The organism is Amycolatopsis sp. SB7-3 (genome assembly GCF_041021335.1).
Classification (GTDB): domain Bacteria; phylum Actinomycetota; class Actinomycetes; order Mycobacteriales; family Pseudonocardiaceae; genus Amycolatopsis; species Amycolatopsis japonica.
Window position 1 is genome coordinate 88,693 of the sequence record NZ_JBFPJQ010000007.1, and the last position, 24,097, is coordinate 112,789.

Consider the following 24,097-nt stretch of genomic DNA (forward strand, 5'->3'; position numbering starts at 1 on the left):
GTGTCCCCACCTTCATTGGTATTTCGCTCGCTGTGACCCAGGAATCTCGAGTCCGCGGTGGGTGTAGAGATTGGGAAAGGGGTAGGCATGAGCTTCAAACGACGGCTTTTGACCCTGGCGGCCGGTGCGGCGATGGTGCCGGCGGCCCTGGTCGCGATCCCGGCGGGCACCGCCAGCGCGCACGGCTACGTTTCCTCGCCCGCGAGCAGGCAGGCGCAATGCGCGCAGAACACCGTTTCCTGTGGCTCCATCAAATGGGAGCCGCAAAGTGTCGAAGGCCCCAAGGGTCTCATGAGCTGTAACGGCGGTGTCGGCCGTTTCGCGGACCTCAACGATGACAGCAAGGGCTGGAAGGTGCACTCCCTCGGGCGTACCACCACGTTCCGGTGGACGCTGACGGCTCGCCACCGCACCAGCACTTGGGAGTACTTCGTCGACGGTGCCAAGGTCGCCAGCTTCAACGACGGTGGCGCGCAGCCGGGTGCCACGGTCACCCACAGCGTGAACCTGCAGCAGAGCGGGCGGCACAAGATCCTCGCCCGCTGGAACGTCTACGACACGGCGAACGCGTTCTACGCCTGCATCGACGCCAACATCAGCTAGGCGGTGGCGCTCGTGAGTGGTAATGACGGCTCTAACCGTCGTTACCACTCACGAGGCTTTTGTGTCAGGCTCGTCCCATGTGCGAACGGGACGGCGTCAAGCTGACCAATCTCGACCAGCCCTTGTTCGAGGGCGCGACCAAACGCGACCTGGTGGATTATCTGGACGCCGTCGCGGACCGCCTCGTCCCGGTGCTGGCGAACAGGCCGCTTTCGGTGATCCGTATCCTGCGCGGCCAAGACCCGTTCATGCAGAAGAACCTGCCCAAGTACACGCCCGACTGGGTGAAGCGGTACGGGATGTGGGCGGAGACGTCGAAGCGGCAGGTGTCGTACGCGCTCTGCGACGACCGCCGCACGCTGCTGTGGTTCGCGAACCAGCGCGCCGTCGAATACCACCCGACGCTGATGACCACGGACGTCGACGCGGGGCCCACTCATCTCGTGCTGGACCTGGATCCGCCCGCCGGCGACGATTTCGCGCATGTCGTGAAGGCCGCCGTGCTGGTGCGCCAGGCACTCGCCGAATCCGGGCTCGTCGGGACGGTGAAGACCAGCGGTTCCAAGGGAGTGCACATCTTCGTCCCGCTGGTGCCGGGACAAGGCTTCGAAGACGTCTTCGCCGCGACCCGCGCGCTGGCCGCCCGCGCGGAGCGGCTCGATCCGTCGATCGCGACGACCGCGTACATCGTGGAAGACCGCGAGGGCAAGGTGTACCTCGATTCGACGCGGGCGGGCGGCAACACGGTCGCGGCGGCGTACAGCCCGCGCCTGCGGCCGGGGCTGCCGGTGTCGTTCCCGGTGGCCTGGGACGACCTCGAGAACGTGGTCCCCGCCGATTTCACCGTGCACACGGCGCTCGATCTCCTTAGTGGCAAGGATCCCTGGGCCGAGTCGATGCCGGAACCGCAGACCTTGCCCGCCGACCTCGTCGAACAGGGCCACACGATCCCGATCGCGCGGGTCGTGGCGATGCACGAGGGGAAACGCCGGGCGAGGGCGCGCGAGCGGAAGGACTGAACGCCCACGGCGTCACGGTGTTTTGTGTACCTTGGACCGCGCTGGGGGCGGGCGAAGGTACTGGGGGCTTTCGTGGGAAAGATCGATGCCGACGTGGTGATCGTGGGGGCCGGTCCGGCGGGGCTCGTGCTGGGGAACCTGTTGCGGGCGGCCGGGATCGACTGCCTGATCCTCGAACGGCGAAGCCGTGAGCATGTCGAAAACCGGGCGAGGGCGGGTTTCCTCGCCGCGAACAGCGTCCGTGTGCTCACCGAGAACGGGCTCGCCGCCGGGCTGATCGAGAAGGGTGCGAGGCACGACACTTGCGCCTTTCGCAACGATCAGGCCGAATTCGAGCTCAAGTACAGCGAACGGGGGAACGGTGAGGTGCACACCGTTTACCCGCAACAGTTCCTGGTCACCGACCTGATCGCCGAGTTCCTCGCTCGCGGCGGGGAGATCAGGTTCGGCACCGAGGTCTCGTCGGTGTCGGGCATGGACGCGACGGTCATCGCCGATGATCTTCTGTTGCGCGCCAAGTACATCGCCGGCTGCGACGGCAGGCGCGGCGTTTCGCTGAAATCCGTCCCCGCACGGGTCTTCCGGCGGGACCACGACATCTCGTGGCTCGCGATCCTCGCCGAGGCGCCGCCGAGCATGTCCGCGATCGGCTACGCGATCCACGAACGGGGATTCGCCGGGCATATGGCGAGGACGCCGACGGTGACGCGCTATTACCTCGAAGTCCCGCGCGGGGAGGATCCGGAAGACTGGGGAGACGACCGGATCTGGGACGAACTGCACGTGCGGATGCGCTCCCATCGCTACGGCGAGCTCAAACGCGGCGCCATCATCGAGCGCCGGATCGTGGACATGGCCTCGCGGGTGATGGACACGATCCAGCGGGGGAACCTGTTCCTCGCGGGGGACGCGGCGAGCCTCATCAGTCCCGCCGCCGCGAAGGGCGCGAATCTCGCGCTGATGGAGGCCGAGATCCTCGCGCACGCGTTGATCGAAGCCCATACCGAGAGCGACACGACGGCGCTCGATCGCTATTCCGCCGACTGCCTGCCGCGGATCTGGCGGGCGCAGGAGTTCTCGCTCTGGATGATCAACCTGCTGCACGGCCCGGCGGGATACGACGACGAGGCCGTCTTCCAGCGGGCACTGCGGGACGCGCGGTTGGAGAGCCTGCGGGTTTCCCGTGCGCACCAAGACTTCTTCGCCGAAAACTACGTGGGCATCTGAACCGGACGCCCGTCGCGTCCGTATTCCGGGAAAGAGGATTTCGCGGAGTGAAAGGACGAACGACGATGCCGGTACGCATCCGCTGGACGCCGTCGAACCCGCACCCGAACCGTCCCGGCCCCGCGGACGAACCCGAGCCGGAACCGCTAGCCCGCGCGGACTGTGTGTGCGGCGGGGCGCTCGACGCGGAGGAGCCGGACATCGCCTGAGCGCTGTCTCCCCGGCTCCTCCTCGGTGACGAAGCGCAGCGCCCCGGTGACCTCGCGGGTCACCATCCGGGCGCTGTGCCAGCCCGCCGGGACCCAGCCTTCACGCAGGGCGCGGCGGACCTTCTCGGCCCGTTTGACGTGGCGGGCGAACGAATGCCGCCGGATGACCCGCCCGCGCGCGACTTGGCCCGCGCGGGCGTCTTCCGGGGCCACGTCGAGCCACAGCAACCGGACCGGACGGCGGCTCAGCAGGCCGAGCAGGGCCAGCAGGCCGCGGGTGGTGGCCCTGGTCGACGGTTCGTGCACGACGAGCGGGCCGCCGTCCGCCAGCGCGGAGCGGACCACCCGCGCGCGATGCCAGACGTGGACCAGCGGCCGGTAGATCCGGTACGGCAGCGCGGGCGGCAGCCGTTCACGCAGCCGCGCGCGGACCTGGTCGGAATCGAGTACCGGTAGCGCGCCGGTCGCCGCCCGGGACAGCAGGGTGGTCTTGCCCGCCCCGGGAATCCCCGCCACCACCAGCAGGTCGCGACGGCCGAGCCGGAATGCGATGCGATCGGTCATACGGCCTCAACGACCCGGCCGAGGATAAAGGTTCCTTTACCTTGATCGGCACAGGTCAGGCCGTCACGCGCGTTCCCGGCAGCGCGGTCTTGTCCGGCAGCAGCGTCCCGCCCTTGGTGAGCCACGCTACGCCGAACGCGAGGATCGCCACCGACTCCAGCCACAGCGCCGGGTAGAGGTCCTTCGTCAGGTCGTCGAACACCAGCCCGCAGAGCACGATCAACGCCAGGCACACCAGCATGATCACGCCCGACGCGACGTACAGCCGGTTCCGCTCGGGTTTGCGGGCGCCGGGGATCTCCTTGTCCGACTTGGTGAACAGCACGATGCAGAAGAACGCCAAGGTGAGGAAGAAGACCGCGGCGAAGCCGAGGTGCAGCAGCCCGATGATCTCGTCCGAGCGGTCGCCGTTCGCCGGTGTCGTGGGGAAGAGCGCCACCCCGACGGCGGCCACCGCCGCGATGTTCCCGGCGATGTCGTCGACCCGGCCGTAACCCCGGTACGACAACAGGAAGACGCCGATGGCGCACATGACGCCGACCCAGACGTCACGCATTCCCGAGTAGTAGTAGCCGCTGATCGAATTGAGCAGGCCGCCACCGTCGACGACCATCTTCCCGAAGACCAGCACGAAAGGCAGCCCGATCCCGAGGAAACCTATGGCGCGCCGCAAGAACAGGTAGTTGTGGACGAGATTGTCGGATGCCGTTCGCAGGCCCATGGTCGCCTCCGTGCTCAGAGCTGTTCGCTAGATAATGACAGCTCGTGACGACGGTGGGACCGTGTGTTATCGAATTGCTCGCTAGGGAGTCTCCAGTACGACAGCCGCGACGTACCCGCCCATCCCGATCGATGTCTTGACGGTGAGCCCGCTTTCCGGCCGGGACGGTCCGTCCAGCAGCTGCGGATGACCGTCCGCCACCGGTTTCGGTGCCGGGACCAGATCCCGTTCGGCCGCGAGGCAGATCGCCGCGATCTCGGTCAGCGCGCTGCCCGACTGGCTGTGCCCGGTCAGCGGTTTGATCGAGTAGATCCCGGTCTCGCGCGGGAAGACCGCTTCGAGGATCTGGGATTCCGTGCGGTGGCAGAGTTTCGTGCCCGTCCCGTGCGCGTTCAGGTAGCGGACGTCCGACGGCGAGGCGGTCGCGTTCTCCAGCGCGCTCGTCACCGCTTCGATCGCGCTCGTCGAATCGGGGTCGAGCGCCATCGCGTTGTGTGCTTCGTGCGTCATCGCGCCGCCTCGCAGCGTCGCGTACGAATCGGTCTTGCGCTGGGTCAGCACGACCGCGACCGCGGCCTCGGAGAAGGTGAAACCCTTTGTGCCCTCTTGGAAAGGCCGGCAGGCTTCGAGCGGGGGCACGTCGGTGATCGCCACCCCGCAGTGCACGAAGTTGCGCACCATCGGCCTGGTGGCGGACAGATCGGTGGTGACCACGACGACGTCGTCGGCCATGTCCGCGTCCAGCCACATCTTCGCGGTGAGCACGGCGGCGCTGCCGGTCGCGCACATCGCGGACGTGGCCATGGAGGGGCCGTGGAAGCCGAACTCCGACATCAGCGTGGCGATCGGGGTCGAGGGCATCATGCCGATGAATTCGCGCCGGTACATCAGCTGTTCACCGAGTTCGGTGAGCCTGTCCCAGGTGCGCAGGTCTTCGCGGACGCCGCCGGAGATGACCCCGACCCGCCGTCCTGGTGTCCAGCCTCGCGAGCCAGCGTCTTCGATCGCCTCCCGTGCCGCGGCGAGCAGGGCGCGCGCGTGCAGGCTGCCGTCCCTCGCCTTGCCGCCCTCGGGGATGTGCGCGACCCAGCCGGGCAGATCCGGGGTCTCCCCGAAGCCGTCGGTGAATTGGGCGCAGGGGACGCCGCTCGCCAGTCCCTCCCAGAGTGATTCGCGCCCCCAGCCGTAGGCGGTTACGGCGCCGATGCCGCAGATGTCTGTTTTGCTCCGCACGTGTTTCCCTTCAACTACATTCAGTCAACGCTGGGGTGGAATAGCCGCACCGATCAGCTGTCCGGGGAGGACGGCTACGTCGATTTAGTGATCTAATCGGAAGCTACATCAGTCGAATAGGGGGTTTGGATCAGATGGATCCTGACGATCTCGACGGTGGGACTCCCGACACCCACCGGCCCTCGGATCAGGATTCCTCGCCAGCGAACGGCACCGCGACCCGCACGGTGGGAAAAACCGACCGGCACGTGTCGCTCGTCCGTCTGCTGACCGAGTTGTCCGCCGAGAGGGATCGGCGCGGCGAACCCGCGCTCGCTTTTCTCGGCCAGGGGTACCGCCTTTTGGAGCAAAATTCCGACAGCGGCACTTTGGGAACGCAATACCTCACGATGGTGGAGGCGAGCCCGTACGGCATCTGTGTCCATCAGCGGGGCAAAGTCGTGTTCGTGAACTCGGCCACCATGCGGTTCGTCGGCGCGAAGGTGTCGACCGAGATCATCGGGATGCACATCACGGATCTGGTCGACGCGGGTTCGCAGGACGCGCTGCTGGCGCGGATCGGTTCGCTGGCCTCGCCCGGCTCGTTCAGCGAACCGACGGAGATGACCCTGAGGACCCTCCAGGGCCGCAGCGTCACCGTCGAATCCCAGGCGGTGCTCACCACCTGGGAGGGCAAGCCCGCGTACCAGGTGATCATGCGCGATCTGACCACGCAGAAGGCGGCCGAGGCCGGCCTGCGGTTCCAGGCGGCGCTGGTCGGCCACGCGAGCGACGCGATCATCGCGACCTCGCCCGACGGGCTGGTGACGAGCTGGAACCCGGCGGCCGAGGCCGTCTACGGGCACGACCTCGACCAGGTCATCGGGGTGCCGGTGGCCGAGGTCGTCGGCGCGCCGATGAGCCCGCGGGAGGTCGTCGCGGCAGGCGGTGTCGTGCAGGCGACGCATTACAGCGCCGACGGCACGGCGCTGGCGGTGCGCGTCTCCGCGGCCGAGATGTTCGACGGCTACGTGCTGCTGTGCGCCGACGAGACCGCGCAGCGCCGGGCCGAGGCCGAATTCGCCACCGTCGTCGAGACGCTCGACGAGGGAGTGCTGCTGGTGGGCCCCGGCGGACGGATCGAGCTGGCGAACTCCGCGGCGCACCGGATCGCCGGCGTGCCGCCGGGATCGCTGGTCGGCCTGGAGAGCCGGACGCTGCGGCTGCACGACGAACAGGGTGTCCCGGTGCCCGTCGACGATCTGCCGTCCGCGCGGGTGCGCCGGTCCGGGAAGGTCGAGACCGGGCGGGTCGTGCAGGTGCGGCGGCGTGACGGCGCGCATCGATGGCTTTCGCTGACCTCCGGGCCGCTGATGGCGCCCGGCCAGAGCGTGCCCTCGGTACTGACGTCCTTCGCCGACATCACCGAGCGGCGGGCGATCAGCGAGCGGCTGGCCTACGAGGCCACCCATGACCCGCTGACCAGGCTCGCGAACCGCACGTACGCGCTGAACCACCTGCGCCGGACGATCGCCGACCCGGCGGCCACGACCACCGTGATGTTCATCGACCTCGACAAGTTCAAGATCATCAACGATTCGCTCGGTCATACCGTCGGTGACCAGGTGCTGCGCATCATCGGCGACCGGCTGCGGGCCGCCGCCGGGCCTTCGGACCTGGTCGGACGGCTCGGCGGGGACGAGTTCCTGGTCATCACCACCGGTTATACCGAAGCCGCCGAGGTGCGGGCGCTGGCCGATCATCTCCAGCGGCGGCTCGCCGAATCGCTCACCGTGCACGGCCGAGAACTGCATATCAATACGAGCATTGGAATAGTGATCGCCGAACCGGGCGACCGGCGCACCGCCGACGAATTGCTGGAAGACGCCGATTTGGCGATGTATCAGGCGAAAACCTTCGGCCCCGGTCGTTACGCGTTCTATGCGCCGATCATGCGGAAACGAGTACGAGACCGTTTCGCGTTGGAACAGGATCTGCGGAACGCCGTCGCGGAAGGGCTGGTCGAGACCGTTTATCAGCCCGTCGTCGATTTGCGGACCGGCGACATGGTCGCGGTGAAGGCGAAGTCCTGTTGGGATCATCCCGTTCGCGGGCCGATCGATCCGGCGGAATTGGCCGAACTCGCCGACGACGGCGATCTTTTGACGGTCATCGGAGCGGAGGTTCTCGCCAAGGCCGCCCGCGAGATCGCTCGATGGCGTGCCGATCATGGTGTGCACTGTAATGTGAATGTGAGCCTTTCGGTCCGCCAACTGGGCGATCCCACGTTGCTGCAAGTGGTTCAGACAACGTTGGAGGACGCCGGTCTCGGGCCGCAGGACCTGAGTCTCGATGTCGACGAGACGGCGCTGAAGGACGCGGCCGACGCCGTCGACGCGCTGCGGAAGACCGGGGTGCGGGTGACCGCGGAACGGTTCGGCGCCGGGTATTCCTCGCTCGCGCAGCTGTGCAGGCTCGACCTCAGCGTGATCGAGATCGACCGGTCGTTCGTGGCCGACCTCGGGCGATCGAGCGACGCCGAACCGATCGTCGCCGGGATCATGGCGATGGCGCACGCCGTCGACCTGATGGTCGTCGCGGAAGGGGTCGAGACCGCGCGGCAACTCGAGGTGCTGCACGAACTCGGCTGCGATTGGGCGAAGGGGCCCCTCGTGGCTCCGCCGGGCCGGGTCGAAGACCTGAAGCCCACGTACGAACACGTGGTGCGGGGCGCAGTTAGTCCTCTAAATGCTTGAAGTGCAGGAAGCTTGTCTCTGTACCTACTAGTATGTACGGTCAGGAACGTGGACAAGAGGGAAAGGCTCATCGAGAGCACTCGCGAGCTGCTGTGGGAGCGCGGGTACGTCGGCACCAGCCCGAAGGCGATCCAGGAGCGCTCCGGCGCCGGCCAGGGCAGCATGTACCACCACTTCCAGGGCAAGTCCGAACTCGCGCTCGCCGCGATCGGCCGCAGCGCCGACAATCTGCGCGCCAAGGCGGAGGCCGAGTTCTCCGGGCCCGGTTCGGTCGTCGAGCGCATCACCGTCTACCTGCGCCGCGAGCGCACCGTGCTCAAGGGCTGCCCGGTCGGCAGGCTCGCCCAGGATCCCGACGTGATGGCCGACGCGGAGCTGCGAAAGCCGGTCGAGGAGTACTTCGGCTGGCTCACCGGGCGCCTCGCCGAGTTGCTCGAAGAGGGCCGCACCGCCGGTGAGCTCGACCAGGCACTCGACCCGCTCACCACGGCGACCGCGCTGGTCGCGGTGCTGCAGGGCGGCTACATCCTCGCCCGCGCCGCCGGCTCCCCGGACGTGTTCGCGAAAGCCGTCGACGGTGCCCTCGGTCTGCTGACCACCAAGGAGAACTGACATGCCCTTCGTCCGCATCGACACCATCGGGACCGAGAAGCTCGAAGCCCTCGGCAACGCCGTCCACGACGCGCTGGTCGAGACGATCGGCATCCCGGCCGACGACCGCTTCCAGGTCCTCAACGGCCAGAACATCCTGAAATACGACGACTACCTGGGGATCCGCCGCGACGAGGGGGTCGTGTTCGTCACGATCACCATGCGGCAGGGGCGGACCGACGAGCAGAAGAAGGCGCTGTACCGGCGGATCGCGGAGCTCGCCGAGGAGTACGCGGGGACCGAGCCCAGGAACGTGCTCGTCACGATCACCGAGAACAACCCCGTCGACTGGTCGATCGGGAACGGCGAAGCGCAGTACGCGTGATCACGCGGGCGCGGCGGTGAAGGCGTGCTGCTCCAGCAGCCACCACGTGTCGCGTCCGAACGACCAGGTCAGCAGCGCCAGCGCGCCCAGCGTGACCACGAAACCGGCCCAGAGCGGCAGGATCGTCGAGGCCACCACGACCAGCGCGATGCCCTGGACCGCCGCGACCGTCTTGCGCGCCATGCTCGGCGGAAGCGGCGTGTTCAGCCACGGCCACAGCTTGCCCGCCACGACGAAGACGTAGCGCATCGCTCCGATCGTGAGCACCCACGGGCCCAGCGACTGCGCGACGACCACGCTCAGGATCAGGATCAGATACGCGTCGACCTCCATGTCGAACCGCGCGCCCAGCGGCGACGCCGTTCCGGTGCGGCGGGCGACCTGGCCGTCGACGGCGTCCAGGGCGAGCGCGACCGACGCGATGACGACCATCGCGACGATCTCCCGGCCCGCGGTGTCGACGACAAGCGCGGTCACGCAGCCGACCAGCCCGGACCGGGCGAGTGTCACGGCGTCGGCGGGGCCCAGGGAGCGCGCGGTGCTCCGGTTCAGGCCGTAGGTCAGGAATCCGCCCACGGCGAGGCCGTAGGCCGCTCCGGCGAGCCAGCCCAGCGGGCCCAGTCCGGTGACGGCGTCCAGCGTCCCCAGCAGCGCCAGCTGGACGAGGACCCCCAGGAAAATACCGGGGTTGATCACGAGGCCTCCTCGTTATGGTGGCGGTGACCCCGCTTCCAGGGTCCGACATGAGAGGACACGATGGAACGCGCCTTCTGGTTCAGTGGTTCCGGCGACGGTGAGCTCCGGCCCGTCACGCTCCCTCCGGTCGGCGATGACGAAGTGCTGGTCCGCACCCTGTACACGGGCGTGAGCCGCGGCACCGAGACGCTCGTCTTCCGTGGCGAGGTCCCGCCGAGTCAACGTGCGGCCATGCGCGCGCCGTTCCAGGAAGGCGATTTCCCCGGTCCCGTGAAGTACGGGTACCTCAACGTCGGCGTGGTCGAACGCGGTCCGGAGAACCTCGTCGGGCAGGTCGTCTTCTGCCTGTATCCCCATCAGACGCGCTATGTCGTCCCGGCGTCGGCCGTCACGCCGGTACCGGACGAGGTCCCGCCGGAACGCGCGATCCTCGCGGGCACGATCGAGACCGCGGTCAACGCCGTCTGGGACGCGTCGCCGAAAATCGGCGACCGGATCGCCGTGGTCGGCGCCGGGATGGTCGGCAGCAGCGTCGCGAAGCTGCTGGCCGGTTTCCCGGGGGCCAGGGTGCAGCTGATCGACGTCGATCCGGAGCGCGCGAAAATCGCCGAAGCACTCGGTGTCGACTTCTCGACACCCGAGGACGCCCTGGGCGACTGTGACCTCGTCGTGCACGCCAGCGCGAGCGAAGCGGGGCTCGCCCGTTCGCTGGAGCTGCTCGCGCCGGAAGGCGAGGTCATCGAGCTGAGCTGGTACGGCGACCGGCGGATCAGCGTCCCGCTCGGCGAGAACTTCCACTCCCGGCGGCTGGCGATCCGCAGCAGCCAGGTCGGCATGGTCTCGCCGTCTCGCCGGCTGAACCGGACCTACGCCGACCGCTTGGCGCTCGCTTTGCGTCTTCTCGCCGATCCAGGATTCGAAGTGCTGGTCAGCGGGGAATGTCAGTTCCGTGAACTGCCGGACGTCTTGCCGCGTCTGGCCGCGAATGAACCAGGAACGCTCTGCCTCCGTGTCACCTATCAGATGGAGGACACGCGTTAAGGGTTCGACCCGGGAGGTCCGTTGTTCAGTATCACCGTCCGCGACCACGTCATGGTGGCCCACAGCTTCCGCGGCGAGGTCTTCGGCCCAGCACAGCGACTGCACGGCGCGACCTTCCTGGTGGACGCGACGTTCCGCCGGTCCGAACTGGACGCCGACAACATCGTCGTCGACATCGGCAAGGCGACCGAAGAGCTCAAAGCGGTGCTCGCCGATCTGAACTACCGCAACCTCGACGACGTGCCCGAGTTCGCCGGGATCAACACCTCGACCGAGTTCCTCGCCAAGGTCATCGCGGACCGGCTCGCCGACCGCGTCCACTCGGGAGCGCTCGGTGAAGGGGCGCGCGGCCTCGAAGGGCTCACCGTTTCGCTGCACGAATCCCACGTCGCGTGGGCGAGCTACGAGCGTGCGCTGTGAGCCGCCTCCACGTCGTCCTGCCCAACGACATCGACGACGTGAGCGCGCCCAGCGGCGGCAACGTCTATGACCGCCGGCTGTGTGACGGCCTCGCCGCCGAGGCGGTGGAGGTCCACGAGATCCCCGTGCGCGGGAACTGGCCGCGGCCCGACACCGAAGCGCGCAACGTGCTGGCGCGCAAGCTGGCCGAACTGCCCGACGGCGCCGCGGTGCTGCTCGACGGGCTGGTGGCCTGCGGGGTGCCCGAGGTGATCGCCCCGGCGGCACGGCGGCTGTCGATCGCGGTGCTGGTACATCTGCCGCTGGCCGACGAGACGGGACTTTCGCCTTCGCTTGCCGCCGAATTGGACCGGCTGGAACGCGAGACGCTGGCCGCGGTCGACGCCGTGGTCGTGACCAGCGAATGGGCGGCCCGGCGCCTGATCGGGCACCACGACCTCGCCGCGCATCGCGTGCACGTGGTGCCGCCCGGCGTCGACAAGGCCGAAGTCGCGTCCGGGAGCCTGGACGGGACGCGTCTGGTCTGCGTCGCCAACGTGACGCCGCGCAAGGGACAGGGCCTGCTCGCGGACGCGTTGAAGTCCCTGAAGGAGCTCCCGTGGACCTGTGAGTGCGTCGGCGCGATCCGGCGCGAGACCCGCTACGTCGAACGTTTGCGGCGACACTCGCTCGGCGACCGCCTCACCCTCACCGGCCCCCGGTCCGGCGAAGAACTCGAAGCGACGTACGCGGCGGCAGACCTTCTCGTGCTGCCTTCGCGCGCGGAGACGTACGGCATGGTCGTCACCGAGGCGCTCGCGCACGGCATCCCCGTGCTCACGACGGCCGTCGACGCCCTGCCGGACACGCTCGGCCAGGCGTCCGACGGCAGTGTGCCCGGGCTGCTCGTCCCCGGTGAGGACGTCAACGCGCTGGCCGCGGCCCTGCGTCGCTGGCTCACCGAACCCGACCTGCGTGACCGCCTTCGCGCCTCCGCCCGCCTGCGCCGCGAGACGCTGACCGGCTGGGACGAGACGGCCCGTGGCGTCGCCGCCGTGCTGCTGACCGAACGGACGGCGGCATGACGAAGTACGCCCCCAGCTGGCTTCAGCTGCGTGAGGACGCCGATGCCGCCGCTCGCGCGACCGAGCTGATCGAGCCGGTGCGGTCCTTCCTGCAGGAACAGGACGAGGTCGTCATCCGGGATCTCGGCTGCGGCACCGGTTCGCTCGGCCGCTGGCTGGCCAGGCGGCTGCCGGGACGCCAGCGCTGGATCCTGCACGACCGCGACCCGGACCTGCTCACCCACGCGCTGGCGCGCACCAGCCGTCCGGATCACGCTTTGGACGGAAGCGAAGTCACCGTCGTCACCGAACAGCGTGACATCACCGAGTTACGCGCGGAGGACCTCGCCGGAACCTCGCTGGTGGCGGCGTCGGCACTGCTCGACCTGCTCACCGCCGAGGAGATGTCCCGGCTGGCTGAGGCGTGCGTCGAGGCGCGCTGCGCGGTCCTGTTCACGCTGAGCGTTTCGGGCCGGGTCGTGCTTTCGCCCAAGGACAAGTTCGACATCGAAATCTCCGACGCCTTCAACGCGCATCAGCGCCGGGTGACCGGCGGCCGGTGGTTGCTCGGACCGGACGCGGTGGACGTCGCCTTCGGGGTCTTCGAACACCTCGGCGCCACCGTGCGGCGTGCGCCGAGCCCGTGGCGGCTCGGGGCGGATCAGGCCGCGCTGACCGCGGAATGGCTCACCGGCTGGGTCGGCGCCGCTTGCGAACAGCGGCCGGAACTCGCGGCGGACGGCGACTCCTACCTGCGATGGCGGCTCGCGCAGTGCGCGGCAGGCGAGCTGAACGCGGTGATCCAGCACGAAGACCTCCTGGTGGTGCCCGCGTGAAACGGCTCTGGCCCTGGCTTCGGATCGTCGGCGCGTTCGCGATCCTCGGTGCGCTCGTCTGGCAGCTGGGAACCGGCGTGTTCCTCGATGGTCTGCGCGAGGTCGACGCGGGCGGGATCGCCGCCGCGCTCGGGATCGGTTTCGCCACCACGGTTTTCAGCGCCTCGCGCTGGCGCCTGATCGCCCGGCGGCTCAGTCTCGAGCTCTCGTTGGGGACTGCCATCGGCGAGTACTACCGCGCGTTGTTCCTCAACGGTGTGCTGCCGGCGGGCGTCCTCGGCGACGTCGACCGCGCCGTGCAGCACGGACGCGAAGCCGGTGATGTGCCGCGCGGCGTCCGCGCGGTGGTGCTGGAGCGCACGGCCGGGCAGATCGTGGTGATCGGCGCTTCGGTCGTCGTCGTGCTCAGCGTGCCTTCCGTGGTGCCGCCGCCCATCGACCACGTGGTGACGGCCGCCGGGATCGCCGTGGTCGGGCTCGCGCTCGCGGCCGTCGTCACCGGGATGACGGCCGGGCGGCGATGGATCCACAGTGGATCGAAATGGCGACGCGGGTTCGCCGTGTCCCTCGCCGACGTCCGGCTCGGCCTGCTGACCAAGGAAACCTGGCCGGGGGTGGGCCTGCTCTCGGTCGCCACCCTCGCCGGGCACCTCGCCCTGTTCGTCGTCGCCGCGCGCGCGGCGGGCGTCACCGCGCCGGTCGGCGACCTGCTGCCGCTGATGATCCTCGCCCTGCTCGCGATGGGGCTGCCGCTGAACATCGGCGGGTGGGGCCCGCGCGAAGGCGTTTGCGCGCTGCTGTTCGGCGCCGCGGGCCTCGGCTCGGCGCAGGGTGTCACCGTGGCCGTCGTCTACGGCGTGCTCGCGCTCGTCTCCAGCCTTCCCGGTGCGGGCGTCCTGCTCGCGCGTTCTGTCAAGAGTCACCGAACAGACAGGAGAAGCCCGATGACCGTCGAGAGGGTCGTTGAGACCAGACTGCCCACCCGGTACGGCGTTTTCCGCGCGTACGGCTACCTGGACGCCGACGGCACCGAACAGATGGCGCTGGTGCACGGCGACATCGCGACCTCCGGCACGCTGGCGCGGGTCCATTCGGAATGCCTCACCGGCGACGTGTTCAGCTCGATGCACTGCGAATGCGGCGACCAGCTGGCCGCCGCGTTGCGGGCGATCGTCGACGAGGGCGCCGGAATCCTCGTGTACGCCCAGGGCCACGAAGGACGCGGAATCGGCCTGCTCGCGAAGCTGAAGGCGATGCGACTACAGGACGAAGGGCTCGACACCGTCGAGGCGAACATCGCGCTCGGGCTGCCGGTGGACGCCCGCGACTACCGTGCCGCGGCGGAGATCCTGAACGATCTCGGCGTGCGGTCGGTGCGGCTGCTGTCCAACAACCCGGCGAAGGTCGACCAGCTGGAACGGCACGGTGTGCGGATCAGCGAGCGGGTGCCGCTGCTGGTCACGCCGAACGACGAGAACCTGCGGTACCTGCGGACCAAACAGGAACGGATGCACCATTTCCTGCCGCATCTGGACCTGATCGAGTCAGCCGAGCACGGCCAAGGTGTCCCCGAAGCTCTCCACCAGTGACTCCAGCACCAGCCGTCCCTTCTCCGCCGTCGCCAGCGAAGGCCGCCCGACCACACCGGATTCCGCGTACGGGCGCAGGCCCACCGTCAGCAGGTGCCGCCTGTCGTCGGCGAGGTGATCCGCCTCGGTGAACCCGGGCCGGACCAGCGACGGGTGCGCGTGCAGCAACAGGGAGGTCTCCAGCTCGCCGGCGTGCATGTCGCTGTCCAGCGACGTCTCCAGCCCCGCCGCGGCGTGCGCCGCCTGCCAGCCTTCGACGCCGGGGAAGAGCGCCATCGGCGACGTCGACTCCTGGACCACGTTGGACAGGACGTAGTTGCCGCCGTGCGCGTTCACGAGCACCAGTTTCGGGACGCCGGACCGGCGCAGCGACGCGGCGACGTCGTTCACCACGGCGTACAGCGTCGCGGCGGAGATGCTGACCGTGCCCGGCCAATCCGCGTGCTCGTGGGAGCAGCCGATCGTGATCGGCGGGAGCCGCAGCACCGGATACGCCGCGGCGAGGGCGTCGGCGATCGTCGTCGCGATCACCGCGTCGGTGGCGAGCGGGAGGTGCGCTCCGTGCTGTTCGAAACTGCCGACGGGCAGCACCGCGACCTCGGCGCCGCGGGCGCTTTCGTCGGCCGTCGTGGCCGTCGGGAACAGGTTCACGCGGGCTACGGTACCCATATGACCGACCACGCCGCATTGTTGTCCGTGGCCCGCGAGGCCGTCGCCAAGGCGACCGGGATCATCCGCTCGATGACGTCGTTTTCCGTTGCCGCCAAAGGTGATCGCGACATGGTGACCGACGTCGACCTCGCCGTCGAGGACGCCGTCCGCGAGTTCCTGGCGCGCGAAACGCCGGAGATCGGCATCCTCGGCGAGGAGCGCGGGCATGAGGGGAACGAGGACCTGTGGTGGGCGCTCGACCCCGTCGACGGTACGGCGAATTTCGCGCGCGGGATTCCGCTGTGCGGTGTTTCGCTCGGGCTCGTCGACGGGCTGAACAGCACGGTCGCGGCGATCTCCCTGCCGTTCCTCGACGTCACCTACACCGCAGTGGCGGGCCAGGGCGCATACGCGGGCGAAGAGCGTCTTACGGCGTCGAAAGCGACGAAGTTGTCCGACGCGATCGTGAGTATCGGCGACTTCGCGGTCGGCGAGGGCGCGGAGGTCAAGAACCGCGTCCGGATGGCGTTGCTGGCCGAACTCGGCGGCCGCGTGCAGCGGGTCCGGTTCCTCGGCTCCGCGGCGATCGACCTGGCGTGGGTCGCGGACGGCAAACTCGACGCGAGCGTCATCCTCGCCAACAAACCGTGGGACACGATGGCGGGTGTCCTGCTGGTGCGCGAGGCCGGGGGAGCGGTCGTCGACCTCGACGGCGGCGACCACACGGTGCGTTCGGCGGCCACGATCGCGGTCGGCGCCGGGCTGCGTGACGAGCTCGTCGCGTCGATCGCGCGCGTGGCGGGCTGAACTTTGTCACCCGGGAAATGAACCGGACGGGCGCCGTATCCGTGTCTCCTGATAAGGCGCCCGCATCTGGAGGTAACCGTGTTCACCTCGAATGTCCGCGTGACCGAACCGGTCGTCTTCGTCCTGCCGGGCGAAACCGAGGACGTCAGCGGTGAATACGACCGCCGGATGTGCCAGAACCTCCCGGCCACCGGCCTTCCGCTGCTGGAACTGCCGATCGCCGGGGAATGGCCGATGCCGGGGCCGCTGTCGCGGTCGAGACTGGCCCGTTCGCTCGCCGCGCTGCCCGACGACACCGTCGTCCTGATCGACGGCACGGTCGCCTGCGGGGTCCCGGAGATCGTGGTCCCGCACGCGCGGCGGCTCCGGCTGGCCGTCCTGGTCCACCGGCCGCTCGCCGACGATCCCGCGCTCGATCCGGCGCAGGCCGCCGAACTCGACGCCTGCGAACGGGAGACCCTGCGGCTGACGGGGATGATCGTCGCCACCGGGCCGTGGCTCGCGCGGCAGCTGATCGACCGGCACGACCTCGACCCGACCCGGGTGTACGTGGCGACGCCGGGTACGGACGCGGCGCCGCTCGCCGCCGGGGCCGACGGTGTCTCGCGGCTGCTGTGTCTCGCGCCCATGACCGCGCGCCACGGCCAGGACGTGCTCATCCGGGCGCTGTCCCTGGTCGACGAACTGGCGTTCAAATGCGTGTTCGCCGGCGCGACACATCACGACCCCGCGTACGTCGACGAACTGCGCTGGACGGTCGAACGGCTCGGGCTCGGCTCCCGGATCAGCCTCATCCAGCCGCCGGACGACCTCGACCTGGTCTACGACGGCGCGGATCTGCTCGTCCTGCCCGCGCGCGGCGGCACCTCCGGACTGGTCGTCGCCGAGGCGCTGGCGCGAGGGATCCCCGTGGTGGCAACGGAAACCACCGGCGCGCACGACGCGCTCGGCACCGCGCCCGGCGGCGGCGTGCCCGGCATGCTGGTGCCGCCGAACAACCCGTCGGCGCTCGCGGCGGCGTTGCTGCGCTGGTCGCTCGACGCCGAACTCCGTCATTCCCTGCGGACGTCGGCGCTCGCGCGCAGCAGCGTCCTCGAAGAATGGGACGTCGCCGCGGGCAGGCTCACCGACGTGCTCTCCCGGCTGCAGGCGGCGCCGCGTCAGCCGGTTTGATCATCGCCCGGAAGCAGCTATCGGGGGAGATCACCGGATCGGTTGACTGGGCGGCATGCGAATCGTCGATCTTGCGTCCCGTCCCGATCTCCTCGATGCCGCGCTGAACCTCGGCGACGTCGGCGGTGAGTTCATCTACGCCGGGTTCAGCGGCAAGATGATCACGCCGGACCGCTTCCTGCGCCACTGGTCCCGGTATTTCCTGATCGCCTTGGATGACGACGGTGAACCGATCGCGCGGGCGCTGTCGGTCCCGCTGACCTATCCGGCCGAAGACCGCCACGAGCTGCCGTCGCACGGGTGGGACGAGGCGATCCAGTGGGCCGCGCAGGATCTCATGGACGGCCGTGCGCCGGACACCTTGTGCGCGCTCGAAGTCGTCGTGGCGCCGCGAATGCGCGGGACCGGCCTGTCCACGCCGATGCTCAAGGCGCTGAAAGCGCGTGCGGCCGAGACGGGGCTGAAGCGGTTGATCGTCTCCGTGCGCCCGATCGGCAAGGAGGACCAACCCGACGTCCTCATGGAGGACTACGCCCTCCGGCGGCGCGAGGACGGGCTGTTCGCCGACCGCTGGTTGCGCACCCACGAACGGCTCGGCGCGCGGATGATCAAGGTGTGCCCGTTCGCGGTGACCATTTCGGGCTCGATCGCGGACTGGAAGGAGTGGAGCGGTGTCGACCTCGTCGACGGCGACAACGTGATCCCCGGTGGGATCGCGCCGGTGCACGCGAACGTCGAGCGGGACTGCGGGGTGTACGTGGAGGCGAACGTGTGGATGGAGCACCCGTTCTGATCGGCTCACTCCTCGCGGCGGACCTGCGTCTGCGTCGGCAGGAAGGCGTGGTGGTAGGGGTCCAGGACGAGAATCTGACCGTCGGTGCCGTCTTCCTTGACGCGGATCGCGCGCGTCGTACGTTCCCAGTCGGCGTCGAGATGCCAGAGGAACGACTGGCCGTTGCGCAGCGAGACCCGACGGGTGTCCTTCTCCGGCCAGGCCATCGTGCTCACTCCTCGACATCGCGTCGCGGGGCATTCCTCGCGATTTCCGCCGCGATCGTCGCATCGCGCCCGGCGTCGTCCTCCGGTGCCGCAGAGTGGAGCCATGGACCTCGAACGAGTCGGTTTCGCCGGGCTGGGCAGTATGGGCGAGCCGATGGCGCGGAACCTGGTGCGGGCCGGGATCCCGGTGCTCCGATGGAACCGCACGCCGGGCAAGGCCGACCAGGTGGCCGACGTCGCCGAACTCTTCGCGCGCTGCGACGTCGTGATCCTGATGCTCAAGGACGCGGCCGCCGTCGATGCGGTACTCGGGCGCGGCGGGCCCGAGTTCGCCGACCGGGTGGCGGGCCGCACGATCGTCCACATGGGAACGACGGCGCCGGGGCATTCCCGCGCGCTGGAGGCGGACCTCGTCGCGGCGGGGGCGAAGTACGTGGAGGCGCCGGTTTCGGGTTCGCGGGTCCCGGCGGAGGCGGGGGAGCTGGTCGCGATGCTCGCGGGCGACCCCGGCGCGGTCGAGGAGGTCCGGGAGCTGTTCGGGCCGATGTGCCGGGAAACCGTGTACTGCGGGCCGGTTCCCAACGGGCTCCTGATGAAGCTGGCGGTCAACGTGCACCTGACCGCGGTCGTGACTTCGCTGGCCGAGACGGTGCATTTCGGCCGGGCGCACGGGCTGGATCTCGGTCTGCTCGCCGACGTGCTCGGCGCGGGGCAGCTCGCCAGCCCGATCCTGCGGATCAAGGCGCCCAAGCTGGTCGAAGAGGATTTCGCGCCGCAGGCCTCGATCGCGAACGTGCTGGCCAACGTCGAGCTGATCGCGGCGGCGGCCGGGGACGCGGGCCTGAAGCTGCCGCTGATCGAGGCGTCCCGTGCCCTCTACGCCGAGACCGCGCGGCTCGGTCTCGGCGAGGAGGACATGGTCGCCGTCGTCAGGGCGCTCGACACCCACCCGCATCCAGAGGACTAAACGCGATCGTTGCGTGTGCAAGGACCGCATTTAGAGGACGAAATGCGGAAGGAGGGTCAGCCGCGGAGGGCGGAGGCGATCCGGCCCGCCGCGGCGAAGGACTCCTCCTCCGGCTCACCGAGAAGCGGGAGCAGGATGACGGACTCGGTCCCGGCCGCGTACAGCGCGCGGATTTGCTCGACGCACCGGTCGAGCGTGCCGCTGATGCTCAGCCGGTCGATCCACTCCGGCCGCAACCGCCGGGCCAGGTCCTTGCGGTCGCTAGCGGCCTTGACCTCGGCAAGCAGTTCGGCGCCGAAGTCCAGCGGCTCCAGCGCCGGACCGGAGTTCGGCCCGATCGCGGACGCGACGTCGGACCGCGCGCGTTCGCGGGCCCGCTCGGGATCGGCGTCGAGGGCCAGCCAGTTGTAGGTGGCGATCGAAGGGCCTTCGACGCCGATCAGGTTCCGCGTCGCGCGGACGTACTCCGGGGTCGCCGGTTCGGCCAGGAGCGTCCCGTCGGCGACCCGGCCCGCCGCCGCGAGCGACTTCGGGCCGCGGACGCCGGCGACGAGCTTCGGCGGCAGCGCGGGTGGGAACTCCAGTTCGACCTCGTCGAGCCGGACGTGCTTGCCCTCGAAGGAAACGCGCTCACCCGCCAGCAGCCGCCGGATGACCGTCAGCGTCTCCTCGAACGCGGCGAGCGCCGACGTCGGCCACGCGTCGATCTGCCGCATCCAGCTCGGCACGCCGTGCCCGAACCCGGCGATCAGCCGTCCCGGGTACAGCTCCGCCAGCGCCGCGATCTCCATCGCCGCGATGGCGGGGTTCCGCGCCACGGCGGGCATGATGCCGATGCCGAGGGTGATCTTCTCGGTCGCCGCCAGCACCGCCGACGCCGTCGCGATCCCGCCCGCGTAGAAACAGTCCTCGACGATCCAGACCTCGTCCAAACCCTCCTGCTCCGCGCGCCGCGCGAGGCCGGTCAGCCGGGCGGCGGGCAGCTCGCGAGGGATCCTGACCCCGAGCCGTGAAACCATGACGTCCTCCGTTCCTCAAACGCGCCGCAGCACGCGTAACAGATATTCCTTGCGGTCCAACGGGTTGTGATCGGTCCTCGATCGTGACGGCGCCGGTCCCCGGACGGGCCGGTAGCCGTGGAACGACGTCTCCAGCGCGCCTTCCCCTCGGGTCGCCGAGGGCAGGAGCTGGTGCACCTCATGGGTTTTCGCCGCCGGGATCTCGCCTTCCAGCTCGGCCGTCCCGCCCTTCGTGAGCGTCGTCCGCGGGACGGCGCGAGCCCGCGCCAGCAGCGCGGTCACCGGGCCGAGCGTGTCGGCCGGGGTCTGGAGGGTGAACCGGTGCAGGGGTTCGTGCACGGTCGTCCCGGCCTCGCGCAGCGCGGCCATCAGCACCAACGGCGTCAGATCGCGGAAATCGCCCGCGGTGCTGGACATGCTCTTGTCGAACGTGCCGTGGGCGTGGCTTTGCCTGGCGTAGTAGCCGGAATGCGTCATCGTGACCGCACAGTCGCGCACCTCCCAGCCGTGGATGCCTTCGCGCAGCGTCTCCTTCACCGTGTCCTCCACGGCCTTGATGAAGGAGTACGGCATCGAGCCGAGTTCGACCTCCAGGCGGAACGAGATCCCGCTCCCGGGTTCGACGCGCAGTCCGACCGTGGCCAGAAAGGGATTCGACGCCGTGCCGATGAGTTCGGCGGCCGATCCTGTGCCGTCGACGCGTTCCACGCAGATCGTGGTCGTCTCGCTGAACGTGACGTCGATGCCGTACTCGTCCGCGAGCGTCGCCTGTATGACCTCTTTCTGCACTTCTCCGTACAGCGAAACGGAAGTCTCCTGGCGGACCTCGTCGTGCCGCAGGCCGATCAGCGGATCCTGTTCGGTCAGCCGGGTGAGCGCCTGGTGCAGCGGTCCGCGATCGGCCGGGCGCACCGGCGAGACGACGGTTTCCAGCGTCGGCGGCGAGAACCGCGCCTCCCGCATCGGCGGCCGGGCCCCGAGCACGTCTCCGATCCGGACGTCGAGCCCCGAGATCTTCGCTATCCGCCCGGCTTCGGCCGACGCGGACGGCGCGGCCGAGCCGTTGTCGAAAACGCTGATCGCGGTGACCTTGCCTTCGCCGTCGCCGAGCGGGACCTTGTCACGCACGGCGATGCTGCCGGAGAACAGCCGTACGTACGCGATCTTCTCGCCACCCGGCGCGCGCTCGACCTTGAAGACCGTGCCGGACAGCGGCGCGTGGACGTCGGCTTCCTTGGCGGGCAACAGGTTCTCGATGCCGTCGCGGAGCGCGTCGATCCCGGCACCGGTGATCGCGGACCCGAAGTAGACCGGATGAGCGCGACCTTCGGCGACTTTCGCGGCGAGTTCGGCGCGGAGCCGCGACGGCGTGAACGCGTCCGGGGCGGTGAGGTACTCGGTGAGGAAGTCTTCGTCGAGCGTCGCCAGCAGATCGATCACCCGATCGGGGTCCATCGTGATCGCCGACGGCGTGAGTTTCTCGGTGATCTCACGGAAAACGCGCTCCGGGTCGGCGCCGCGGCGATCCAGTTTGTTCACGAACAGCAGCACCGGGATGCCCAGCCGCCGCAAGGTCCGCATGAGGACACGGGTCTGGGCTTGGACGCCTTCGACCGCCGACAGCACCAGCACCGCGCCGTCGAGCACGCCGAGCGCGCGTTCGACCTCGGCGATGAAATCGGGGTGACCGGGGGTGTCGATCAGGTTGACGGTGACGTCGCCGAGGGCGAACGACACCACGGCCGCCTTGATGGTGATGCCGCGGGCGCGTTCGAGCGCCAGCGTGTCGGTCTGCGTGCTGCCGTCGTCGACGCTGCCCAGCTCGCCGATGATGCCGGCGGTGTGCAACAGGCGCTCGGTCAGGCTCGTCTTCCCGGCGTCAACATGCGCCAGAATCCCCAGATTGAGGGTCTTCACGAGTGGTCTCGTCCTCGAGGTAGGCGGAAATTACCTGATGGAAGGACGTGGTCACTCGCAAGACGATCATCTCCTAGGCCGGGAACCGATCTTCCCGACTACAACACCCCCGCCTCGGCCCCGCAACCGAATAACGCAATTCGTCCTCTGAATGCGGTAGTTGCGTGTGCAAGTACCGCATCCAGAGGACGAAATGCGAGAGGGGTGGGTCAGGCCAGGTACTCCGCGGCGGCGCGGAGGCTGACGTAGGACCCGCTGAACGTGTCGATCCGCGGCCCCTCGGTCTCCGGGCCCGGAACGCCGGTCTCGACCCGGATGTAGTCCACAGTGGACTCTCGAAGCCAGCTGAGGAACTCGCGGACCTCGGGGTGCCGGTGCGCCTCGCGGGTCACCACCACGAGGTCACGGGCGCCGTGGACGGCCTCGATCGCGGTCGCGATCCCGTCCGCGCCGACCTTGAGCGCCCGGGTGCCGGGCACGAGTTCGGTCAGATGCGAGCCGAGCCCCCACGGCATCGGCCCGGCCGCGATGATCGGCTCGGTCTCGATGTCGATCACCAGCGGCGGGCCGCCCAGCTTCGGCGAACCCTGGATCCGCAACGCCTTCCGCGCCGCCTCCAGGCCGAGGCGGTGATCCACCGGCGAGATCGGCGTCGACACCGGGGGAGTGCCGAGCGCGGCGACCCGCTCCGACGCCTCCACCAGCCGCTCCATCGGCAGCTCACCGGACTCGACGGCGGCCGCGATGACCGCCGCGATCCGGTTCAGCTCGTCCTCTTCGAACGACACCCCGCCGAGGCAGAGCGCGTCCGCGCCGGCGATCAGCGCCCGTACCGACGCCCGTCCGACGCCCTCGGTCTTGCCGAGTTCGCCCGCGACGGCGCCCATGTCCAGCGCGTCGGTGATGACCGCGCCGGTGAAGCCGAGCTCGCCGCGCAGCACGTCGGTGAGCGCCTTCGGGTTGAGCGTCGCGGGCAGTTCACCCCACGCGGGCACGACGAGGTGCCCGGTCATCACCGCGCGCACCCCGGCCGTGATCGCCGCCTTGAACGGGACCAGTTCGATCTCGTGCAGTTCCGCCTCGGTCCGGGGCAGCACCGGCAGCGCGTGGTGCGAATCGTCCGTAGCCGCCCCGTGGCCGGGGAAATGCTTGGCCGACGCCGCCACGCCGTACTTCTGCAGCCCGGTGATGAACGCCGCCACATGCGGCGACGCCTTCACCGGATCCGAACCGAACGCCCGGACCCCGATCGAGGGATCCTCCGCTGCCAGCGTGAGATCCGCGCACGGAGCGAAGCTGATCGTCACTCCGCACGCGGCCAGCCTCTCGCCCAGCGCAGCCGCGACCGAAGCCGTCAGCTCGACGTCATCCGCGGCGCCGAGTGCGAGTGGCCCCGGCACGAACGAGCCGGTGGCGACGTCGAGCCGCGTGACGTCACCGCCCTCCTCGTCGATGCCGACGAGCACGTCGGGCCGTTCCGCCCGCAGCTGCGCGCTCAGCGCGGCCACCTGCTCGTCGTCGACCACGTTGCGGCCGAACAGGATCGCGCCGCCGAGACCGTCCGCCACCTTGCGGCGCAGCCAATCCGGCGCGGTGGTGCCGTCGAAGCCCGAGACGAGAACGGACGCGGCGAGCTTTTCCGGTGAAGACAA

Annotated in this window: 24 protein-coding genes; 15 read left to right on the plus strand and 9 right to left on the minus strand. The window is 69.4% G+C overall.

Annotated features, from left to right (window positions below; all coding sequences use genetic code 11):
- The first annotated feature begins 87 nt into the window (after positions 1-87).
- The 3 genes from AB8M46_RS35295 to AB8M46_RS35305 all read left to right on the plus strand — a co-directional run bounded on the left by AB8M46_RS35295 (position 88) and on the right by AB8M46_RS35305 (position 2,849).
- Entirely contained in the window at positions 88-603 is a 516-nt protein-coding gene (locus tag AB8M46_RS35295; protein WP_016331699.1) for a lytic polysaccharide monooxygenase auxiliary activity family 9 protein, read from the plus strand.
- A 77-nt stretch (positions 604-680) separates the two neighbouring features.
- Positions 681-1,622, plus strand: coding sequence for a DNA polymerase domain-containing protein (locus tag AB8M46_RS35300; RefSeq protein WP_394362995.1), 942 nt, complete (start codon positions 681-683; stop codon positions 1,620-1,622).
- Between the two features lie 72 nt (positions 1,623-1,694).
- Positions 1,695-2,849: a 4-hydroxybenzoate 3-monooxygenase gene (locus AB8M46_RS35305; RefSeq protein WP_394362996.1), complete on the plus strand. Its 1,155-nt coding sequence runs from the start codon at positions 1,695-1,697 to the stop codon at positions 2,847-2,849.
- A gap of 146 nt (positions 2,850-2,995) precedes the next feature.
- On the opposite strand, the gene AB8M46_RS35310 is transcribed toward AB8M46_RS35305, so the two are convergent.
- From AB8M46_RS35310 to AB8M46_RS35320, 3 genes are all read right to left on the minus strand, one after another.
- Positions 2,996-3,622 carry an AAA family ATPase gene (locus tag AB8M46_RS35310; protein WP_125735732.1) on the minus strand — a complete coding sequence of 209 codons (627 nt, stop codon included), beginning with the start codon at positions 3,620-3,622 and terminating at the stop codon, positions 2,996-2,998.
- A gap of 55 nt (positions 3,623-3,677) precedes the next feature.
- Positions 3,678-4,343: a DUF998 domain-containing protein gene (locus AB8M46_RS35315; RefSeq protein WP_037346072.1), complete on the minus strand. Its 666-nt coding sequence runs from the start codon at positions 4,341-4,343 to the stop codon at positions 3,678-3,680.
- Between the two features lie 81 nt (positions 4,344-4,424).
- A complete protein-coding gene (locus AB8M46_RS35320; protein WP_378424376.1) occupies positions 4,425-5,576 on the minus strand; it encodes a beta-ketoacyl synthase N-terminal-like domain-containing protein in 1,152 nt (383 codons plus the stop codon).
- A gap of 134 nt (positions 5,577-5,710) precedes the next feature.
- On the opposite strand from AB8M46_RS35320, the gene AB8M46_RS35325 reads away from it, so the two are divergent.
- From AB8M46_RS35325 to AB8M46_RS35335, 3 genes are read left to right on the plus strand one after another with little or no spacing between them, the layout of a single operon-like run.
- A complete protein-coding gene (locus tag AB8M46_RS35325) occupies positions 5,711-8,311 on the plus strand; it encodes an EAL domain-containing protein (protein WP_394362997.1) in 2,601 nt (866 codons plus the stop codon).
- A gap of 48 nt (positions 8,312-8,359) precedes the next feature.
- On the plus strand, positions 8,360-8,923 hold the full coding sequence (locus tag AB8M46_RS35330) for a TetR/AcrR family transcriptional regulator (protein ID WP_394362998.1): 564 nt from the start codon (positions 8,360-8,362) through the stop codon (positions 8,921-8,923).
- Position 8,924: 1 nt separating this feature from the next.
- The gene (locus AB8M46_RS35335) at positions 8,925-9,287 is read left to right on the plus strand and encodes a tautomerase family protein (protein ID WP_350592283.1); all 363 of its coding nucleotides are present in this window, start codon (positions 8,925-8,927) and stop codon (positions 9,285-9,287) included.
- Here the strand turns inward: AB8M46_RS35335 and AB8M46_RS35340 are convergent, their stop codons facing one another.
- Positions 9,288-9,983 carry a CDP-alcohol phosphatidyltransferase family protein gene (locus AB8M46_RS35340; protein ID WP_125735729.1) on the minus strand — a complete coding sequence of 232 codons (696 nt, stop codon included), beginning with the start codon at positions 9,981-9,983 and terminating at the stop codon, positions 9,288-9,290.
- Positions 9,984-10,043: 60 nt separating this feature from the next.
- Between AB8M46_RS35340 and AB8M46_RS35345 the strand changes: the two genes are divergently transcribed.
- From AB8M46_RS35345 to ribA, 5 genes are read left to right on the plus strand one after another with little or no spacing between them, the layout of a single operon-like run.
- Entirely contained in the window at positions 10,044-11,024 is a 981-nt protein-coding gene (locus AB8M46_RS35345; protein ID WP_394362999.1) for a zinc-binding alcohol dehydrogenase, read from the plus strand.
- A gap of 21 nt (positions 11,025-11,045) precedes the next feature.
- Complete coding sequence (locus AB8M46_RS35350; RefSeq protein WP_016331711.1) at positions 11,046-11,444, plus strand: 6-carboxytetrahydropterin synthase; 399 nt, start codon at positions 11,046-11,048, stop codon at positions 11,442-11,444.
- A complete protein-coding gene (locus AB8M46_RS35355) occupies positions 11,441-12,508 on the plus strand; it encodes a glycosyltransferase family 4 protein (RefSeq protein WP_394363000.1) in 1,068 nt (355 codons plus the stop codon). Before AB8M46_RS35350 ends, AB8M46_RS35355 begins: the two co-directional genes overlap by 4 nt.
- Complete coding sequence (locus AB8M46_RS35360; RefSeq protein ID WP_394363001.1) at positions 12,505-13,323, plus strand: methyltransferase domain-containing protein; 819 nt, start codon at positions 12,505-12,507, stop codon at positions 13,321-13,323. The genes AB8M46_RS35355 and AB8M46_RS35360 overlap by 4 nt, the downstream gene beginning before the upstream one ends.
- Positions 13,320-14,912 carry a GTP cyclohydrolase II gene (gene ribA / locus AB8M46_RS35365; protein WP_394363002.1) on the plus strand — a complete coding sequence of 531 codons (1,593 nt, stop codon included), beginning with the start codon at positions 13,320-13,322 and terminating at the stop codon, positions 14,910-14,912. Before AB8M46_RS35360 ends, ribA begins: the two co-directional genes overlap by 4 nt.
- Here the strand turns inward: ribA and AB8M46_RS35370 are convergent.
- Positions 14,868-15,563 (minus strand): creatininase family protein, encoded by a 696-nt coding sequence (locus tag AB8M46_RS35370; RefSeq protein ID WP_378424388.1) that lies wholly within the window; start codon positions 15,561-15,563, stop codon positions 14,868-14,870. The genes ribA and AB8M46_RS35370 overlap by 45 nt on opposite strands.
- An 18-nt stretch (positions 15,564-15,581) precedes the next feature.
- Between AB8M46_RS35370 and AB8M46_RS35375 the strand changes: the two genes are divergently transcribed.
- From AB8M46_RS35375 to AB8M46_RS35385, 3 genes are all read left to right on the plus strand, one after another.
- Positions 15,582-16,370: an inositol monophosphatase family protein gene (locus AB8M46_RS35375; protein WP_125735722.1), complete on the plus strand. Its 789-nt coding sequence runs from the start codon at positions 15,582-15,584 to the stop codon at positions 16,368-16,370.
- Between the two features lie 78 nt (positions 16,371-16,448).
- Positions 16,449-17,543 (plus strand): glycosyltransferase family 4 protein, encoded by a 1,095-nt coding sequence (locus AB8M46_RS35380; protein WP_394363003.1) that lies wholly within the window; start codon positions 16,449-16,451, stop codon positions 17,541-17,543.
- A 55-nt stretch (positions 17,544-17,598) separates the two neighbouring features.
- On the plus strand, positions 17,599-18,336 hold the full coding sequence (locus tag AB8M46_RS35385) for a GNAT family N-acetyltransferase (RefSeq protein WP_394363004.1): 738 nt from the start codon (positions 17,599-17,601) through the stop codon (positions 18,334-18,336).
- 5 nt (positions 18,337-18,341) lie between these two features.
- On the opposite strand, the gene AB8M46_RS35390 is transcribed toward AB8M46_RS35385, so the two are convergent.
- Positions 18,342-18,542 (minus strand): hypothetical protein, encoded by a 201-nt coding sequence (locus AB8M46_RS35390; protein WP_394363005.1) that lies wholly within the window; start codon positions 18,540-18,542, stop codon positions 18,342-18,344.
- A 103-nt stretch (positions 18,543-18,645) separates the two neighbouring features.
- Here AB8M46_RS35390 and AB8M46_RS35395 point away from each other — a divergent pair, with 103 nt between their 5' ends.
- The gene (locus tag AB8M46_RS35395; RefSeq protein ID WP_394363006.1) at positions 18,646-19,509 is read left to right on the plus strand and encodes an NAD(P)-dependent oxidoreductase; all 864 of its coding nucleotides are present in this window, start codon (positions 18,646-18,648) and stop codon (positions 19,507-19,509) included.
- A 56-nt stretch (positions 19,510-19,565) separates the two neighbouring features.
- On the opposite strand, the gene AB8M46_RS35400 is transcribed toward AB8M46_RS35395, so the two are convergent.
- From AB8M46_RS35400 to AB8M46_RS35410, 3 genes are all read right to left on the minus strand, one after another.
- The gene (locus AB8M46_RS35400; RefSeq protein ID WP_394363007.1) at positions 19,566-20,528 is read right to left on the minus strand and encodes an LLM class flavin-dependent oxidoreductase; all 963 of its coding nucleotides are present in this window, start codon (positions 20,526-20,528) and stop codon (positions 19,566-19,568) included.
- Positions 20,529-20,543: 15 nt separating this feature from the next.
- The gene (locus AB8M46_RS35405) at positions 20,544-22,445 is read right to left on the minus strand and encodes a GTP-binding protein (RefSeq protein ID WP_394363008.1); all 1,902 of its coding nucleotides are present in this window, start codon (positions 22,443-22,445) and stop codon (positions 20,544-20,546) included.
- A gap of 209 nt (positions 22,446-22,654) precedes the next feature.
- Positions 22,655-24,097, minus strand: a complete 1,443-nt coding sequence (locus AB8M46_RS35410) for a glycoside hydrolase family 3 protein (protein ID WP_037346120.1) — start codon at positions 24,095-24,097, stop codon at positions 22,655-22,657.

What these genes read in the sequence shown, in the direction of transcription:
- AB8M46_RS35295 (WP_016331699.1), top strand. Translation starts at nt 88, where the DNA reads ATGAGCTTCAAACGACGGCTTTTGACCCTGGCGGCCGGTGCGGCGATG.
- AB8M46_RS35300 (WP_394362995.1), top strand. Translation starts at nt 681, where the DNA reads ATGTGCGAACGGGACGGCGTCAAGCTGACCAATCTCGACCAGCCCTTG.
- AB8M46_RS35310 (WP_125735732.1), bottom strand. Translation starts at nt 3,622, where the DNA reads ATGACCGATCGCATCGCATTCCGGCTCGGCCGTCGCGACCTGCTGGTG.
- AB8M46_RS35315 (WP_037346072.1), bottom strand. Translation starts at nt 4,343, where the DNA reads ATGGGCCTGCGAACGGCATCCGACAATCTCGTCCACAACTACCTGTTC.
- AB8M46_RS35325 (WP_394362997.1), top strand. Translation starts at nt 5,711, where the DNA reads ATGGATCCTGACGATCTCGACGGTGGGACTCCCGACACCCACCGGCCC.
- AB8M46_RS35335 (WP_350592283.1), top strand. Translation starts at nt 8,925, where the DNA reads ATGCCCTTCGTCCGCATCGACACCATCGGGACCGAGAAGCTCGAAGCC.
- AB8M46_RS35345 (WP_394362999.1), top strand. Translation starts at nt 10,044, where the DNA reads ATGGAACGCGCCTTCTGGTTCAGTGGTTCCGGCGACGGTGAGCTCCGG.
- AB8M46_RS35360 (WP_394363001.1), top strand. Translation starts at nt 12,505, where the DNA reads ATGACGAAGTACGCCCCCAGCTGGCTTCAGCTGCGTGAGGACGCCGAT.
- AB8M46_RS35375 (WP_125735722.1), top strand. Translation starts at nt 15,582, where the DNA reads ATGACCGACCACGCCGCATTGTTGTCCGTGGCCCGCGAGGCCGTCGCC.
- AB8M46_RS35385 (WP_394363004.1), top strand. Translation starts at nt 17,599, where the DNA reads ATGCGAATCGTCGATCTTGCGTCCCGTCCCGATCTCCTCGATGCCGCG.
- AB8M46_RS35390 (WP_394363005.1), bottom strand. Translation starts at nt 18,542, where the DNA reads ATGGCCTGGCCGGAGAAGGACACCCGTCGGGTCTCGCTGCGCAACGGC.
- AB8M46_RS35395 (WP_394363006.1), top strand. Translation starts at nt 18,646, where the DNA reads ATGGACCTCGAACGAGTCGGTTTCGCCGGGCTGGGCAGTATGGGCGAG.
- AB8M46_RS35400 (WP_394363007.1), bottom strand. Translation starts at nt 20,528, where the DNA reads ATGGTTTCACGGCTCGGGGTCAGGATCCCTCGCGAGCTGCCCGCCGCC.